This window comes from Amycolatopsis orientalis DSM 40040 = KCTC 9412 (assembly GCF_000478275.1).
Lineage (GTDB): Bacteria > Actinomycetota > Actinomycetes > Mycobacteriales > Pseudonocardiaceae > Amycolatopsis > Amycolatopsis orientalis.
Map to the genome: position 1 here is coordinate 421939 of NZ_ASJB01000015.1, position 16538 is coordinate 438476.

A 16538-nucleotide genomic window follows, 5' to 3' on the forward strand; every position below is an offset into this window, starting at 1 on the left:
ATGCCGTCAGGTCCCTGTCCGCCCGCCTGCTGACCTGGTACCGGGGAAGGTGTACCAGGGCCACTGAGCGGACAGAGGCCTCACGGCATCCGTGTGGGCGGTTTCCGGCGTTCCCGAAGCGTGAACCCGCGCCCCCCGACGGCGTGGGTGCTTCCTCGGTCACGTCTAGAAGACGCCCGGCAGAACTTCCTCTCGAGCCTTCGCGTAGCTGTCCTCGTGTTCGTCCAGGTAGCCCTGCCACGCTTGGGCATCCCAGATCTCCAACCTGGTGATCGCCCCGATCACCACGCACTCCTTGTTCAACCCGGCGTAGCGCCGGAGCTCGGACGCGATCGCGATACGTCCTTGCCCGTCCGGGCGTTGTTCGTCCGTCCCGGCGAAGAGATAACGCTGATAGGCCCGGACCGCCTCGTTCGTGAACGGGGCGTCGGCGACCTTCCTCGCCATCTGCTCGAACTCGGCCCGGGGAAAGACGAAGAGACAGTGATCCTGTCCCTTGGTGACCATCAGCCCACCGGCGAGCGCGTCGCGGAACTTCGCGGGCAGCGTGAGCCGCCCCTTGTCATCCAGTTTCGGGGTGTGGGTGCCGAGGAACACCGGCTCCACCTCCCTACCGATCCCGGCTGCGGACAACCAGGGTCGGCCACGGGGCTCCCTTCTGCCCCACTGCGCACCACCGTACCCCACTTTTCACCACAGTCAACGCGACAAAAGCCGCCACCACTCCGTCGTGTCAGACGTTTTCGCTGGTCAGCCAGGTGGGGCCAGGTGGGGGCATGGTGGGGGACGGTGGCCAAGATCCCCCTGGGCGGGTATCGAAGCAACCTCATCTATGCCTGATGCGTCCGGATATCGGCAGCCGGAACCCTGTGGTGGGGCGAAGTGGGGGTGAAAGTGGGGAATCCGGTGTGGAGTGGTGGGGGACGCCGAGGACACAGTGGAGGGTGACGTCGGTTCATCCGACGACATGTCGACAAAGGACTGCTTCGCTCCGAGCGTGGAAGATCCGGGACGTTCAGTGTCCCGGATCTTCCACGCTCACCGTCGACGTCCGCGCTTGCGGCGGCGTCCGTTCATCCCTGGGGTGGTGCGACGGCTGACGCCACGCCAATCCTTGGGTTTCTCCGTGGGTTCCGGCAGCAACCGATCGAGACGATCTCCCACCCAGAACCCCGCCGACCAGCCGGGGATCACACTCACGAAAACGAGAAGGATCCACCAGCCGTCGGCGACCGGCCACAGCGGCCGATCCACCGGGACCACGGAAGATCCACCTCGTGAGCTGTTCTTCTTCCGGTACTTGTACTCCTCTACCGGGACGCTGCCCGAAAGCGCGGAAACCGAGGTGACCGCGGCGGTCGAGACCTGTTCTCCTCCTGAGGAAACGTTGTCCCACCGGATTTCCGCCTTGCACGAATACGTCATCCAGGTGTGGATCGCGTTCCTCTGGCACCGCTCGACCTGGGCGGTACCGGTCCTGCTCAGGGTGCCCCACGGCTCGAAACCGACCACCCACTGCAAAGAGAGCATCAGCCACAACGTGAGCAGGACGCCCATGGCGCCCATCACGCCCGAGGGCCACCAGCGGGTGCGACCGGTACGCGTCGGCCGCTCGGTCTGCTCGCCCATCAGCGGCGTCCGCGTTTGCGGCGGCGTCCGTTCATCCCTGGGGTGGTGCGACGGCTGACGCCACGCCAATCCTTGGGTTTCTCCTTCGGTTCAGGAAGCAACCGATCGATACCCTTGCCCGCGAACCAGCCGAGGATGTAGCTGGGGATCGTGCCCACGATTACAAAGAAGAACCACCACCCAGTGGAGAACAACGGCCGCGGGCGGTCCACAGGGACGATGTTGTAGTGAAGAAGCCCGTAGCGGCCTACTGACTTGTAGGACACGACGCTCACCTCACCCGACAGATCCGCGACAGAACCGATCGTCGAAGACGTGACCTGTGGTCTGCCGGGCGTCTTCCGGTCCCACGTCACATCGGCCTCGCAAACGTGGATCATCCAGAGTCGCACCGGGCTGCGATGGCACTCCCGGATCTGCGCGACGCCGAACCGGTCCACTGTCCCTGCGGCACCGATCCCCAGCGAGGCACCGAACGAGAACATCACCCATGCGCCCAGCACCACGAAGACGACGCCGGAGAGCACCCGCAGGCTGTATCGCCCTCGGCGCTTCCGAACCGGTCGCTCCTCCGATCCGATCCGGTCAGTCATCGTCGTCGAGTGAACCGCTGATCCGACCGCTGTTCGGTGGCGTCGTCCTGCCGCGTTCGGCTGAGCCGCCGTCGTACTGGTTGTAGTCCGCGGCGGCCGCCTTCCCGGCTTCTTTCCCGATCTTCAAGCCAGTGTTGTCGGCGATCTTGCCGGCGACGGTGTTCTCCATACGGTCCATTCCTCCACGCGTGTGCTTGAGCAGGCGCTCGGCACCCGTAGCGTCGGAATCCAGGGCCTTCTTCGCGAGCTTGAGATTGTCGGCCTTGAACGTGTCCAGGGTCTTGTCGCTGGCCTTGATCGCCCGGTTGGCCTCTTGCCCGAGGTCCGAAGCCTTACGTCCCAGCGCCCGCGCCGCCTCTCGGGCTCGCTCACTCGAACCTTCGAACCTCTTCACGAACTTTTGGATGGCGCTGAGCAGCTTGCCGATCTTCTTCTGGATCTTCGCCATGACGTTGACCGCGTCGGCGAAGATGCTCGCGGTGAAAGCCGCGACCGAACCGCCCAAGGTGAACCACGAGCTGGCGAGCGCCAGCAAGGCCCGAGTGATCACATCACTGACAAAAGTTGCGATGATGTCGAAGACCAGCGCACGCGCGGTGGCCACCACCATCCCCCCGGTGGTGATCCAGTGCGCCGAGTCCTTCGCGTCGGCCGCTACATCGCGCAGGGACTGTGTGTACTGCAAAGCGACGCGGCGGTAGGCGATGGCAGCGTCACCGTCCCACCCGGACGTCGTCGAGAGTGCTCCCTCGTAGTCCCCCGCCACGGCTTCGAGTTCCCCGGCGATGTTGTTCCAGGTCTGGGCCGCCTGCTGGACCAGCTCCGGATCCCCGGTGAGCAGTTCCAACGGCTCCCGGATGAAGTCGAGGTGCTCCATCAGCCAGCCGACACCGGCCTTGACCAGTTCTCCGAGCGGATTCAGGATCATTGACAGCGCGTCCAGGCTGAACGAGACACCGTCCATCGCGAACGCGAACGCGTCGACATCGTCGCCCTTGAAGGCCTTGTAGATGTCGCCGCCCAGACTCGAGCCACTTTCGAAGGCTCCGCCGCCCTTGAAGGGCTCGGACTTCGCTTCCTTCCGCGCGACCAGATTCTGTTCTCTCGGCCGCGCGACCGGTCCTTCGCTCACAGCTTCTTCCCCAGGTCCCGGCTGAGCCGCGCCGCGTCGTCGTCGATCTCGGTATAGTCCGTGGCCGCCTTCCTCAGCGCTCCGGACAACGCGTCACCGAGGTTCGCCGCGCTGGTCATCAGCTCCTCCGCGTCGCCTTGGGCCAGCTGCAGCACGCCACCGACGGGCACCGCGCACAGCAGGCCGTAGCCACCGAATCCGCCCATCCCGACCTGGGTCGCCGCCGAGGCCGCGCCCCGGATGCGGTCGGCGAGATCGGAGACCTGGTCCGCGTGCGCCTTGAGGCGTTCCGGCGAGACGCCGTATCCCGGCCCGCTCACGAGCGCCCGGTCCAGTCGACGTGCTGGAAGTCTTCGCCGTCGTCCTCGTCCGGCGCGGGACGGGACGGCCGGGGCTTCACGGGCTGCCCAGAGGGTGGCTCGGAGGGTGGCTCGGCGGGGAGGCCGAACCGGGCCGAGTCGTCCGATTCCGCGGTGGGCCGCGGTTCCTCCCTCGGCGGCAGGGTGCTCTTGATGAAGTCGACCGCGTCGGAATCCTCGCCGGTCAGCTCGGCCATGATCTCCAGGGTCCGGTCCGCGGCCCTCGTCGTCGCCTTGCGGTAGGTGCTCATGATCAGCGACGCGAGCTGGGCGGGCGGCCGTTCCTGTGCCTGCGGGGACAGCGCGAGCGACGTCAGGCCGCCGCCGGGGTTGACCGTCACCGTGACCAGCCGGTCCGGGCTGCTCATGGTGACGACATTGTTCTCCAGATCGGTTTTCGCCTGCTCGGCCTTGGCCAGCAAGGCGGCGCTGCGTTGTTCCTGTTCCCGCATCCACTCCTGCGGATCGCGCACCTGGCCACCGAATGGCACGGTCATTCCGAACCCCCCTCGGGTTGTCGACCCTCACAACCTAGCGGTCCGGATCCAGCAGCGAAGCCAGTCGCGCGGCCAGCCGCGGACCGTCCACAGGGGACACGTTCACCCATGCCTGCCCGCCGCGGCCCTCGGTCCGCGCCGCGCAGTACGCGCCGACGTCGGTGTCGAACCAGGTCAGCCCGCCCGCCCGGCGCGTCCGGCCGTCACGGCCCCGGGTCCGCACGGTGAACTGGCCCGCGCTGTAGACCGGCCGGGCCTGGATGGCGAGCACCTCGCGCAGTTGACTGTCCGAAGCCGACGATCGTCCGCCGTCGCCGAACACCGGATCCTCCAGGTCACCGCCGAAACGGGCCGCGGGCAGGCTGATCCCGTAGCCGGGGCCGGGCCGCAGCTCCGGCAGGACGTCGACGATCGCGGCGAACACCGCGCCGTCGCCGATCCCGGAAAGGGCGATGGTCTGTTCGGGCTGAGTGGCCAGTACACCGTGCCGTCCCCGCGCCGCCGCGACCGCGCGGAACGGGGCTTCGGCCGTCATGTCGGCCAGTGCCTCGCATTCGACATAGACCTCGGCGCGCGCGAGCAGGTCCAGTCGCGCTTCCAGGGCGGCGTCGAGCCGGTCCCCGTCGTACAGGCCGCGTTCGGCGAGGTTTTCGTAGACCGCGCCGCGGATCTCGGCGCGTTCCGCTTCCGTGCCGCCGACACTGCGGACGGACAGCGGCCACGGCGGGGCCGCGTGGCCGAGATCGGACCAAAGGACGTCGAACGCCGACGCGGAAACGCGGATCAAGACCGCCCCAGCTCGGGCGGCTTCCCGAACGAGACCCGCGGGGTCAGCGAGTGCAGCGAGGCGTCGCGGGTGTTCATCACGTCGACGGCCTTGCGCCGGGCCTCCTCGGCCTCCGCGCGGCGGGCCTCCATCTCGTCGGCGAGTGCCGCGAGCGCCAGCAGGTTCCCGCCCGCGGCGGCACCGCGGATCATCGCGCCCGGATCGAACTCCACCGGCGGCGGCATGTCCGCGCGGGCCCGCGCCGCGACCTCGGCCTGCCCGGAGATCGCCTGCCCGAGGGCGGAGGAGAGATCGGCCGACCAGGTCAGCCAGCCGGACGCCGTCGCCAGCACGCCGCGGAGCGCGTCACCCGCTTCCCCGCGCCAGTTCTCCTCGCTGCTGCCGACCAGTCCGGCCAGCTCGGACGTCGCGTCGTGCATCCGCCGCGCGAGCGCGTCCCAGGCGGCGCCGATACCGCCGGCGGCCTCGGGATCGTTGCCGTCCTCGACCTCGGCCGCCAGCGCTTCGTGGCTGTAGGCCTCGTACCGCGTGGCCGCGACCGGGACCTCGCGCCCCGGCATCTCTCCTTCAGACACGCTTGTCTCCTAGGGCAGTTTGGGTTCGGCCAATCCCGCCACCGTCATCGCGCGCTCGCAGGCGAGCGGGGTGTCGGTGAAGTTCGTGTTGCTCACGTCGATCTGGACGCTCGCCTTCTCCCCCATGCCGAGCAGGACCGCGCAGGTCCCGTCGGCCGCCTTCTTGTCGGAGACCTTGAGCGCGTCCCGGTCGCCGACCTTGGTCTTCGTGGCGGTCTTGCGCGCGACCTCGAGGTCGGCGAGCCCGTTGCGCTCGTCCACGGTGATGGTGACGCCGAAGGTGCCGGGCACCGTCCAGTCGCAGGCGCGGGCGCCGTTGATCTCCTTCGGGACGCCGAGGACGTTCAGCCCGGCGCTCGACCGGTCCCCCGGGCCCAGCAGCGCGCACGGATCCGGCGCGGCGGGCGGAGCGGTGACCGCGGCCGAACCGCCGGTCGCCACCTTCTCGGTGGCCGGAATCCGCGCCTGGCCTGCGGCCCCTTGCCCGCAGGCGGACACTGTGAGGAGGACAAGCGCAGCGAGGACGCCGAAACCGGGGAGGCGGGGGCTCATGGGTTCAGCCGCCGACACAGTCCACATCCGCCGCCGCTTGTTCATCTTGACGGGTGTAGCGGGCCAGCGCCTTCTCGATCCGGTTCTTGAGCGCCTCGAGTTCCTTGCCGAAGGCGGTGAGCGCCTCGACCGCGGAGCCGTCGGCACCGATCCCGTACTGCGCCATGAACCGGCCGACCTCGTCGGCGTATCCCCCGCCGAGGGGAACCGTGCGGCCGAGCACCTTGGCCTCGCGGACCATCTGCCCGACCACGTCCTGCAGGGCGGAGATCTTCACATGGGCGTCGGCCGCCAGCTCCGGGGCGACCGCGAACCCGCTCAGATCGAACCGTGGTTTGGCGGTACTCACCTCGCTCATATGCGATTACGCCTCTCCGTAGTCGAGCGACCTCGCATCGGAGCATACGACAAAACCCCGCGTCAGCGGGAGCACCCGAAAACGCCCTTGACTCACTCGATCGAGGTAAGGTTCCTGGTCGCACAGAGTCATCGGCCGGGGTTCGCGGGGTTCCCCCCAAGAGTTCGCCCGAGTTTGACACACTTCGTGGGAGGCTGACCGCTGCTCGGGGGACCACTCGAGTGATGAAAGCTGGCCTTCAGCAGACTCAGCGGACACCAGCCACGTGGCATCAGGAGGTCGAGTGACGTCGAGAATCCAGTCTGCGACGCCCGGCGAACAGCAGGGCGAGCAGGCAACCGGGCAGGCGCCGTACCCCACGGCGACGGGCTCGGTCAGCGGCCGGCAGAACGGCCGTGACGGCAGAGCGTCGCTCGACGAACTGCACGAGACGGCGCGGCGGATCGCCGCCAACGTCGAGCGGGTACTGGTCGGCAAACCCGAAGTCATCCGCATCGCGCTCGTGACCCTGCTCGCCGAAGGCCATCTTCTCGTCGAGGACGTGCCCGGGGTCGGCAAGACCTCGCTGGCGAAGGCGCTGGCCCGCTCGATCGACTGCACCGTGAGCCGGATCCAGTTCACCCCCGACCTGTTGCCCAGCGACGTCACCGGGGTGTCCATCTACAACCGGCAGAGCGGCGGTTTCGAGTTCCGGCCCGGTCCGGTGTTCGCGAACATCGTGGTCGGCGACGAGATCAACCGCGCCTCGCCGAAGACGCAGTCGGCGCTGCTCGAATGCATGGAAGAGCACCAGGTCACCGTCGACACCTCGACGTACCACCTGGAAGAGCCGTTCATGGTGATCGCGACCCAGAACCCGATCGAGATGGAGGGCACCTACGCGCTGCCCGAGGCTCAGCGGGACCGGTTCACCGCGCGGGTCTCCATCGGCTACCCCGACCAGCAGGCCGAACTGGCCATGGTCGACGAGCACGCCGGGCACAACCCGCTGGCCGATCTCGAGCCGGTCTCCGACCGCGATTCGGTGCAGCGGCTGATCGAGACGGTGCGTTCGGTGCACATGTCGCCGGAGGTCCGCCGGTACGCCGTCGACCTGGTGTCCGCGACCCGGCAGGTGCCGGAGATCCGCCTCGGCGCCTCGCCTCGGGCGACCCTGCAGCTGGTCCGCGCCGCCCGTGCGCAGGCCGCGCTTTCGGGCCGTGAGTTCGTCGTCCCGGACGACCTGCACACGGTCGCGGTCCCGGTGCTGGCGCACCGGCTGGTGCTCACCACCGAGGCGCACGCGGCCCGCCGCTCGGCCACCGACGTGGTCCGCGCGATCCTGCACCGTGTCCCCGTTCCGCAGGGCTCCGCGGGTACGAACCACCGCTGATAAAGGAAACGGCGCCACATGCTGCGTGCTCTGTCCGGCCTGACCACACGCGGCCGCTGCCTCCTCGCCGCCGGCGTCGCCGCGGCGGTGTGCTCGTTCGTGCTCAACGAACGGGACCTGCTGCGGGTGGCGGTGTTCGTCGTCGCCCTGCCGCTGCTGGTCGCCTTCTTCATCTCGGCGACCCGGCTGCGGCTGGGCGCGGCCCGCGCACTGCGCCCGGAGCGGGTCTCCGTCGGCTCGCCCGGCGAGGTCCAGCTCGAACTCTGGCGTGACGGCAGGCTCCCGGCGGGCGAGGTGCTCCTCGAAGACGGCGTGCCCTACGCGCTGGGTTCACGCCCGCGGTTCGTCGTCGAACGGCTGCCCCACGACAGGCGCGTCGCGCTGAGGTACCCGCTGCAGCCGGTGCTGCGCGGGATCCAGCAGGTCGGCCCGCTGCGGGCGACGATCACCGACCCGTTCGGGCTGTGCGAGTTCGAACGGGAGCTGATCGGGCATTCGCGGCTGGTCGTCGTGCCGAAGGTGGTCGGCCTGTGGGGTCTGCCCAGCGGGGCGGGGATCGGCGCCGGGGACGACGGCAGCATCCGCCTGCACGCCGGACAGGGTGAGGCCGACGTGATCGTCCGGCAGTACCGCCAGGGCGACGACCTGCGGAAGGTGCACTGGCGGTCCACCGCCCGCCGCGACGAGATCATGGTCCGCGTCGAAGAGCGGCCGTGGCGCGGCGGCACCACGGTGCTGCTGGACCACCGCGCGGCCGCGCACCACGGCACCGGACCCGCCGCGAGCCTCGAATGGGCCGTGTCGTTCGCCGCGTCCGTGGCACTGCACCTGCGCCGCTCCGGGCACCGCGTCCGGCTGATCACCGAACACGGCCAGACCCTGGCCGACACCCCCGGCGAGGGTGGCGAGCACTACGACAACGTCGTGCTCGACGTCCTCGCCGCGCTCCAGCCCGCGCACCAGCGCGACATCACCCTCGGCCACGACCCGGCCGAAGGACAGGAACTCATCGCCGTGCTCGGCACCGTCAGCAACGAATCCGTGCACGAGCTGTCCCGGTACCGCCCACGCGGGATCCGGAGCCTCGCCGTGCTGCTCGACACCCCGGGCTGGTCCTCGGGCGTCAACCGGCCCGAGAACCGGGCCGCCGCCACCGAGGAGTCGGTGGCGCTGCTGCGCGCCGCGGGCTGGGGCGTCGTCGTCGCCGGTCCCGGCTCGCCCATGCAGCAGGTCTGGGCCGAGCTGTGCCAGACGGCCACCCGCCGCGGCACCCTGATCGGAGGTGGCCTGTGACCACGACCGCGCCACCCGTCGCGCACACACCGAAACCCCGGCCCGAGGCGCCACCGCCGGTCTGGACGAGCAGCGTGCTCGCCCCGGTCGCCGCCGGGCTCGCCACCCTGTTCGCCTCGACCTCGCTCACCGGCGTCGTCACCGGCTGGGCGTGGTTCGGCTACCTGCTGGTGGCGGTCGTCCTGATCGCCTCGACCGGGCTCGCCCTGCGCTCGCTGCGCGCGCCGACCATCGTCGTCGGCCTCGCGCAGCTGCTGGTGCTGCTGTTCCTGGTCACCGGCGCGTTCACCACCAGCGGGATCCTGAAGATCATCCCCGGCCCGGACGCGCTCGAAGAACTGCGCGGCGTGCTCGCCGCGTCGGCCGAGCAGATCCGCGTCGGCCTGCCGCCGGTCGAGGGCACGCCGCCGATCCTCTGCCTGGTCACCATCGCGATCGGCCTGGTCGCGGTGCTGGTCGACACCCTCGCGGTGGCCGCCGCCGCGCCCGCCGCGACGGGGCTGGTGCTGCTGTGCGTGTACGCCGTCCCGGCCGCGCTGGCCGAGGAAATGCTGCCGTGGTGGACGTTCCTGCTCGGCGCGGCGGCCTTCGCCGCGCTGCTCGCCGTCGACGGCAACCACCGGCATCGCCGCTGGCGTAACCGGGACGCGCCGGGGCTGGGCAACTCGGCGGGCACGCTGACCGCTCCCGTCGGCGTGGTGAGTGCCGCGATCGCGATGGGCCTGGTCATCGGCGCGGCCGTCACCGGCGTCGGCACGGTCGGCAGCCTTCCCGGCGGGACCGGGTCGGGCCGGGGCGGCGCGGGCGGGTTCGGCGTCGAGCCGTTCACGCAGCTGCGCGGACTGCTCGACCAGGGCGAGAACGTGGAGCTGTTCAAGGTCTACGGGATGGGCGCGGACAAGCGCCTGCTGCGCGCGTTCACCCTCGACACGTTCACCCCGAACAAGGGCTGGGGACTGGCGCAGAACGGCCGGGCCCAGCAGGGTGTGCAGGCCAACCAGGGGCTCCCGCCCGCTCCGGGCGACGACGGCGCCGGACCGGCGCGTGAGGTCCGCATCGAGCCGACGAACTGGGTCGACAACTGGCTGCCGATCTACGGCGCGCCGCGGTCGATCACCGGACTCGCCGACAACTGGCTGTACGACCCGGTCGGCGGCGCCGTGTTCACCACGACCAAGCAGAACGCGCCCGCCTACACCGAGACCGCGTCGATCAAGGAACCGTCGAAGGACGAACTCCGGCTCGACGACCCGAACCTGGCCGAGGTGCCGCAGCAGTTCGTCCAGATCGACCGCGTCGACCCGCGGGTGGCGGCGAAAGCCAGGCAGCTGACCGAGAATGAGTCGAACAACTTCGACAAGGCCCAGGCGATCTGGTCGTTCTTCACCGCGCAGAACGGCTTCGTCTACGACACCAAGACCGCCGACGCCACCGACTCCGACGCGCTCGCCGACTTCGTCCTCAACGGCAAACGCGGGTTCTGCGAGCAGTTCGCGTCCGCGATGGCCGTGATGCTGCGGTCGGTCGGCATCCCGTCGCGGGTCGCCATCGGCTTCACCTCCGGCACGCCGAAGGGCGATCACCTCTCGATCAGCTCCGAGGACGCGCACGCGTGGGTCGAGGTCTACTTCCAGACGAAGGGCTGGGTCAGCTTCGACCCGACGCCGCTGGTCGACGGCCGCGCGGTCGTCCCGCCGTACCTGCAGACCGACACCAGCAGCTCCACGACCAACGACACCCAGGAAGTGCCGAGCGCGCCCGCGTCGAGCGCCCCCGCCACCGGCACGCCCCGGGACCAGGACCCGAATCTCGGTGCGGGCGACGCCGGGGGCCAGCAGGAGGAGGAGCCGCTGTGGCCCGCGATCCTCGCCGGCCTCCTCGGTGGCCTGGCGGCCGCGGTCACCGTGGTCGTGATCGTGCGCACCCGCTTGAGATACCGGGCGCTCATGCGCCCGGGGCCGTCCCCGGATTCACCGGCTCCGGTCGCCGAGGGCGGCGGCGGGTTCCTGGACAATCCGAACGTCACGAACTGGCTGCCGCTGATCGCGATCGGGCTGTGGGTGGCGGCGTTCGCGTTCCTGGCGGCGTGGGTCTCGTGGTGGTTCGCGCTGATCCTGGTGGTCGTCCTCGGCGGGCTGGGCACGCCGACGGCGATCCGGGAGATCAAGCGGCGGCTGAGGCTGCAGAAGATCGCGTCCCGCTCCCCCGCCGCGGCCGACGCGGCCTGGCGCGAGCTGATGGACGAATGCGCGGACCGGGGCCTGCCGCTCTCCGACGGGGACACGGTGCGGGTCGCGGGCCGGAAGGTCGCCGAGAAGCACCGCCTCGACGAGGAGGGCCGCTCCGGCCTGCGGACGGTCATCGGCGTGGTGGAGACGTCCTGGTACTCGGACAAGCCGGCGAGCGACGACGAGCTGGGCCCGGCCTTCGACGAGGTCCGCCGGAGCCTGAAACGGAACGCGCCCATGTCGTGGAAGGGCCGCCTGTTCCCGCGGTCGCTGAGGCGCCGGGGCAAGTAGCCGCCGCCGGGTCCGCGGTGGCGCCCCGGCCCGGGAGCTGAAGGGCCCCTTCCCCGCATCTCACGCGCTGAAGGGCGCTTTCACCGCGTCGCATGCGGGGAAAGCGCCCTTCAGCTCCTTCAAGCAGAGCGCGGAGTACACGAGAACGCGAACATGCCGACGAGGCGGTGCCCCGTCGGCATGTTCGCGTGTGTGAGAGCTACTGCTCCTCGAAGCGCTGGCGGAAGCGCTCTTCCATGCGCTGGGTGAACGAGCTCCGGCGCGGGGACGACTTGCCGCCGCCACCTCCACCGGCTCGCGGACCACCGCTGTCGTGGGCGTCCTCCGCTTCGGCTCCGTGCCGAATCGATGTGACGGCCATCATGACTCCGAAGAACATCACGAGGAACCCGAGCACGCTGATCACTGGGATCTCGGCCACCCGGATGTTGACCACCACGCCGAGCACCAACAGTGCGACGCCCACTACGAACAGGGCAACGCCCTGGATACGCCGTCGGCGGGCGGGGCGGCGCAACCGGGTGCCTCGCACCGTGGATGCGAACTTGGGGTCCTCGGCATAGAGCTCGCGCTCGATCTGATCGAGCAGCCGCTGCTCATGCTCGGAGAGTGGCATCTTTCCTCCTCCGGCACAGCTGTCGCGGGCGCCGGGCCGCGCAACGTCATGGACCCAACAGACAACCCCAGGCGGGGTGTCTCTGTCCAGGATACGAGCCCCGCGCTCGTCCGACTACCCGATCCCGTATCCAGAAGGGATCGAATTGGCCGAAACCACCCGACTCGGCTCTCTCGAAGACGGTCGAGCGGCCGATGTCACTGGTCACGGGGGGTCAGCAGTGACGCGGGCCGCACCGCCGCGGCGCCGAACTTCGACCTCGCGACGTCGGCGGCCACCTCCGCATCCCGCCAACGGGGTTCGGGTGAATCGAAAAGTAGTTGTTCTCCACTACTCTCCGTGTCCAATCCCTCGACCCTTACGCCGATCAGGCGGACCGCGCCCGCCGGCGCGTGCTCGGTGAGGAGTTCGACGGCGGTCCGGTGGATGTCACGGGCCACGTCCACCGGAACGGCGGTTGTCCTGGCGCGGGTGATGGTCTTGAAATCCGCGAACCGGACCTTGATCGACACCGTCCGCCCGCGCAGTCCCCGGCGGCGCAGGGTGGCGGCGACGCGTTCGGACAGCCGGAGCAGTTCCAGCCCGAGTGCCGAGCGGTCGTGGAGGTCGACGTCGAAGGTCACCTCGGCGCCGATCGACTTGTCCGGTGTCTCCGGGACGACCTGGCGTTCGTCGTGCCCGTGCGCGAGCGCGTACAGATGCTCGCCCAGCGCCCGCCCGAGCGAACGCCGCAACCGGGGCAGCGGCGCGGCGGCGACGTCGGCGATCGTGTCGAGGCCCTGCTGCCGCAGATGTTCCTCGGTGCGCTTCCCGACCCCCCACAGCGCCGACACCGGCAGCGGACGCAGGAACGCGAGCGTCTCGGCCGCCGGGACGACGACCATGCCGTCCGGTTTCGCCATCCCGGACGCCAGCTTCGCGACGAACTTGACCTTCGCGACGCCGACCGAGCAGCTGATGCCGAAGTCGGCGGCCACCCGTTCCCTGATCCAGGCGCCGAGCCGCGCGGGCGTGGAGTCCAGCCGTTTGAGCGCCCCGCTGACGTCCAGGAAGGCTTCGTCGAGGCTCAGCGGCTCCACCAGCGGCGTCAGCTCGCGGAAGACCCCCATGACGCCCTTCGAGACCTCGCCGTAGAGACCGGGTGTCGGGGTGATGCAGATCAGCTGCGGACAGAGCCGCTTCGCCGTCGAGAACGGCATGGCCGACCGGACGCCGAACTCGCGCGCCGCGTAACTCGCGGCCGCCACGACCGACCTCGGCCCGCCGCCCGAGACGACCACCGGCTTGCCCGCCAGTTCGGGCCGGGTGCGCAGCTCACAGGAGACGAAGAAGGCGTCCATGTCGACGTGCAGCAGCCCGCAACCGGTGTCGTCGGGCCAGGTGGTGGCCCCGGTCGTCACGCGGTAGCGGGCCATCCCGCCAGGCAGCTCGGCATTTCGTCCCACGGGCAGAACCTAGCCCGGACCACCGACAGTCTCGTGAGTGGTAATGACGGTTTAGAACCGTCATTACCACTCACGAGACTTGACCGGCCCGGTCGCCGGTGTCGTGGGTCCCGGCGGGAGTACATGAAGGCCCCCTTCCTTGCGCCTGGCGCAAGGAAGGGGGCCTTCATGTACTTGGGAAGGTGTGAAGGTCGCGTTTCCTACCCTGAAGGTAGTGAAGGAGGCCTTCACGGACCGGGCTTGGGCCTGACCGGCATACCGCCCACGAGGCTCAGGGGCGGCGGGCCAGGACGTGCAGCCGGCTGGAGATGTCCCGCAGCGGCGACACCGACGCGGCCGCCAGCTCGAACTCCGCCAGGTCCTCTTCCCGCACCCCTCCGGGCACGAAATCCGCCACGACGCCGTCGCCCTGCAGTGAGATCACTTCGAGCCCCACCGCGACCAGCTGCGCCCGCAGCGCCTCGGCGTCGAAGCGCCGCAGCACGGTCTCCCGGCCGCCGCCCAGCACGCCGCTCTCGGCCGCGAGCAGCTCCCGGGCCTCGCCCAGCCGTCCGGCCAGGGCGCGCTGCAGGATCGCGGCGTGGCGGTTGGCCACCAGCACCGACACCGCGCCACCGGGTTTGACCGCGGCGGCCAGCGCGGCGAGCACAAGCTCAGGGTCATCGACGACCTCGAGCAGGCCGTGCGCGAGCACCAGGTCGGCCGAGCCGTCCGCGACGTGGGCGCCGAGCGCGTCGGAGTCGTCGGCGATCACCGTGATGCTGGCGGAGACGCCCTCTTCCTCGGCGCGGCGGCGCAGCGTCGCCAGCGCGTTGGGGTTCGGCTCGACGACGGTCACCAGGCAGCCCGCCGAAGCCAGCGGCACCGCCCAGCCGCCGCTCCCTCCGCCGACGTCGACGACGTGCGGCTGTTGTGCGCCTCGCGCCCGGGCGGCCCGGAGTTCTGCTTCGAGAACCCGGCGGACCGCCCCCGATCCCCGCGTGGCCACGGTGTCCGTCTTCATAAGCGCACAGGGTAATGCCCGGCTTCCGGCGGGCATTACCTGTGTAGTCCGATGCGGTGTTCGACACCTTGCCGGGGAGCCGGCTCGCGGAAGGCCCGTAGGCTGTGTCGAGTGCACACGGTCGCTGTTCTCAGCCTGAAGGGTGGCGTCGGTAAAACGACGGTCGCTCTCGGTGTCGCGTCCGCAGCCCTGCGCAGGGGCGCCCGGACCCTCGTGGCCGATCTCGACCCGCAGGGCAACGCCACCACCTCGCTGGACCCGCCCCTCACCGATCGCACGCTGGCCGACGTCCTGGAGACGCCGGTGCGCTCGGTGCTCGAACGCGCGATCGCGCCCAGCGTCTGGAGCGACCGGATCGACGTCCTCGTCGGCGCCGAAGAGCTGGAGATGCTCAACGAGCCCGACGCCGACAGCCGCCGTCTGGAGAACCTCTCCCGCGCGCTCGACGAACTGCACACCAACCCGCTGCGCGAGGAACCCTACGAACTGGTGATCCTCGACTGCCCGCCGTCGCTGGGCAGGCTGACCCGCTCCGCGCTGGTGGCCGCCGACAGCGCCCTGATCGTCACCGAACCGACGATGTACGCCGTCTCCGGCGCCCGCCGCGCGCTCGAAGCGATCGAGAAGATCCGCGAGGAGCAGAACCCGGGGCTGCGCCCGATCGGCGTCGTGGTCAACAAGCTCCGCGTGCGCTCCTACGAGCACCAGTTCCGGGTGGCGGAACTGCGGGAGAACTTCGGGCCGCTGGTGATGCCGACGGCCATCCCGGACAGGCTCGCGGTGCAGCAGGCCCAGGGTGCCTGCAGCCCGATCCACGAATGGCACTCCCCCGGCGCCCAGGAGATCGCGCTCACCTTCAACATGGTGCTGGCCAAGGTGCTCCGCTCGAACCGCGCCGGACGGCATCGCGTCCGCGGCGACGAGCCGGAGCCCACCGAAGAGCCCACCAAGCTGAGCGACACCGGCACGGGTTAGCGCGGATGCCCGAAGGCGACACCGTCTTCCTCGCCGGCAAGGTCCTCGACAAGGCACTGGCCGGGAAGACCCTCGTCCGGGGCGAGTTCCGGGTTCCCCGGCTCGCCACGGCGGATCTCGCCGGGCGGGAGGTGCTCGGCGTCGGCACGGTCGGCAAGCACCTGCTGACCCGGTTCTCCGGCGACCTCACCCTGCACAGCCACCTGCGGATGGACGGCAAGTGGGCGGTCTATCCGGCAGGGGCCCGCTGGCGCCATCCGGCGCATCACGCGCGCGTCATCCTCGCGGCCGAAGACGTGCAGGCGGTCGGCTTCCGCGTGCACGATCTCGAACTCGTGCCCACGGGCGAAGAAGACAGCCTGGTCGGCCATCTCGGCCCGGATCTGCTCGATCCACAGTGGACGGACGAACTGGCGGGGCGGGCGGCGGCCGCGCTGGCCGCGGACCCGGATCGCGAACTGGGCGACGCCCTGCTGGATCAGCGGATCATGGCCGGGATCGGGAACATGTACAAGGTCGAGATGTGCTTCCTGCTCGGCGTCACGCCGTGGACGCCGGTGTCCGAAGTGGACCCGGCGAAGGCGGTCGCACTCGGCCGCAAGCTGTTGAAGGCCAACGCGTGGCGCACCTCGCAGACCACCACCGGTGACCTGCGCCGCGGCCGGGAGCACTGGGTCTACGAACGGACCAAGCAGGGCTGTTTCCGCTGCGGCGGGCGGCTACAGGTCGCTTCCCAGGGCGCCGGGCACCAGGCGCGGCCCACGTGGTTCTGCCCGAAATGCCAGTCCGGGCCCGCTCCCGGCCGCTAAGCTGACCCCTGTGACGTTGTTCAA

18 protein-coding genes are annotated in these 16538 nt (G+C 70.1%); 5 read left to right on the forward strand and 13 right to left on the reverse strand.

Going from position 1 to position 16538, the window contains the following annotated elements:
- Positions 1-165 precede the first annotated feature (165 nt).
- From mraZ to L324_RS04445, 10 genes are all read right to left on the reverse strand, one after another.
- Positions 166-597 carry a division/cell wall cluster transcriptional repressor MraZ gene (mraZ, locus tag L324_RS04400; RefSeq protein ID WP_005156436.1) on the reverse strand — a complete coding sequence of 144 codons (432 nt, stop codon included), beginning with the start codon at positions 595-597 and terminating at the stop codon, positions 166-168.
- Between the two features lie 441 nt (positions 598-1038).
- Complete coding sequence (locus tag L324_RS04405; RefSeq protein ID WP_235783393.1) at positions 1039-1629, reverse strand: DUF6346 domain-containing protein; 591 nt, start codon at positions 1627-1629, stop codon at positions 1039-1041.
- Entirely contained in the window at positions 1629-2156 is a 528-nt protein-coding gene (locus L324_RS04410) for a hypothetical protein (RefSeq protein ID WP_051173611.1), read from the reverse strand. Before L324_RS04410 ends, L324_RS04405 begins: the two co-directional genes overlap by 1 nt.
- 58 nt (positions 2157-2214) lie before the next feature.
- Complete coding sequence (locus L324_RS04415) at positions 2215-3354, reverse strand: WXG100 family type VII secretion target (protein WP_037304283.1); 1140 nt, start codon at positions 3352-3354, stop codon at positions 2215-2217.
- The gene (locus tag L324_RS04420; protein ID WP_037304284.1) at positions 3351-3674 is read right to left on the reverse strand and encodes a type VII secretion target; all 324 of its coding nucleotides are present in this window, start codon (positions 3672-3674) and stop codon (positions 3351-3353) included. Before L324_RS04420 ends, L324_RS04415 begins: the two co-directional genes overlap by 4 nt.
- Complete coding sequence (locus L324_RS04425; RefSeq protein WP_037304285.1) at positions 3671-4210, reverse strand: YbaB/EbfC family nucleoid-associated protein; 540 nt, start codon at positions 4208-4210, stop codon at positions 3671-3673. The genes L324_RS04420 and L324_RS04425 overlap by 4 nt, the downstream gene beginning before the upstream one ends.
- Positions 4211-4244: 34 nt before the next feature.
- Positions 4245-4997 (reverse strand): ESX secretion-associated protein EspG, encoded by a 753-nt coding sequence (locus L324_RS04430; protein ID WP_037304286.1) that lies wholly within the window; start codon positions 4995-4997, stop codon positions 4245-4247.
- On the reverse strand, positions 4994-5572 hold the full coding sequence (locus tag L324_RS04435) for a PPE domain-containing protein (protein ID WP_081736179.1): 579 nt from the start codon (positions 5570-5572) through the stop codon (positions 4994-4996). Before L324_RS04435 ends, L324_RS04430 begins: the two co-directional genes overlap by 4 nt.
- A gap of 9 nt (positions 5573-5581) precedes the next feature.
- Entirely contained in the window at positions 5582-6124 is a 543-nt protein-coding gene (locus L324_RS04440) for a DUF3558 family protein (protein WP_081736187.1), read from the reverse strand.
- Between the two features lie 4 nt (positions 6125-6128).
- Positions 6129-6482, reverse strand: a complete 354-nt coding sequence (locus L324_RS04445; RefSeq protein ID WP_037304290.1) for a hypothetical protein — start codon at positions 6480-6482, stop codon at positions 6129-6131.
- Positions 6483-6765: 283 nt separating this feature from the next.
- On the opposite strand from L324_RS04445, the gene L324_RS04450 reads away from it, so the two are divergent.
- From L324_RS04450 to L324_RS04460, 3 genes are read left to right on the forward strand one after another with little or no spacing between them, the layout of a single operon-like run.
- Complete coding sequence (locus tag L324_RS04450; RefSeq protein WP_037304291.1) at positions 6766-7854, forward strand: AAA family ATPase; 1089 nt, start codon at positions 6766-6768, stop codon at positions 7852-7854.
- A gap of 18 nt (positions 7855-7872) precedes the next feature.
- Positions 7873-9147, forward strand: a complete 1275-nt coding sequence (locus L324_RS04455; RefSeq protein WP_037304293.1) for a DUF58 domain-containing protein — start codon at positions 7873-7875, stop codon at positions 9145-9147.
- Positions 9144-11666 carry a transglutaminase TgpA family protein gene (locus L324_RS04460; RefSeq protein WP_037304295.1) on the forward strand — a complete coding sequence of 841 codons (2523 nt, stop codon included), beginning with the start codon at positions 9144-9146 and terminating at the stop codon, positions 11664-11666. Before L324_RS04455 ends, L324_RS04460 begins: the two co-directional genes overlap by 4 nt.
- Before the next feature lie 199 nt (positions 11667-11865).
- On the opposite strand, the gene L324_RS04465 is transcribed toward L324_RS04460, so the two are convergent.
- From L324_RS04465 to L324_RS04475, 3 genes are all read right to left on the reverse strand, one after another.
- Complete coding sequence (locus tag L324_RS04465) at positions 11866-12282, reverse strand: SCO2097 family morphological protein (protein ID WP_037304297.1); 417 nt, start codon at positions 12280-12282, stop codon at positions 11866-11868.
- Between the two features lie 197 nt (positions 12283-12479).
- Positions 12480-13697: a DNA polymerase IV gene (dinB, locus tag L324_RS04470; RefSeq protein WP_037304299.1), complete on the reverse strand. Its 1218-nt coding sequence runs from the start codon at positions 13695-13697 to the stop codon at positions 12480-12482.
- A gap of 301 nt (positions 13698-13998) precedes the next feature.
- Positions 13999-14730, reverse strand: a complete 732-nt coding sequence (locus L324_RS04475; protein WP_037304301.1) for a methyltransferase domain-containing protein — start codon at positions 14728-14730, stop codon at positions 13999-14001.
- Positions 14731-14841: 111 nt separating this feature from the next.
- Here L324_RS04475 and L324_RS04480 point away from each other — a divergent pair, with 111 nt between their 5' ends.
- Positions 14842-15705 (forward strand): ParA family protein, encoded by an 864-nt coding sequence (locus L324_RS04480; protein WP_037304303.1) that lies wholly within the window; start codon positions 14842-14844, stop codon positions 15703-15705.
- A 5-nt stretch (positions 15706-15710) separates the two neighbouring features.
- Positions 15711-16514, forward strand: coding sequence for a DNA-formamidopyrimidine glycosylase family protein (locus L324_RS04485; RefSeq protein ID WP_037304304.1), 804 nt, complete (start codon positions 15711-15713; stop codon positions 16512-16514).
- Positions 16515-16538 lie beyond the last annotated feature (24 nt).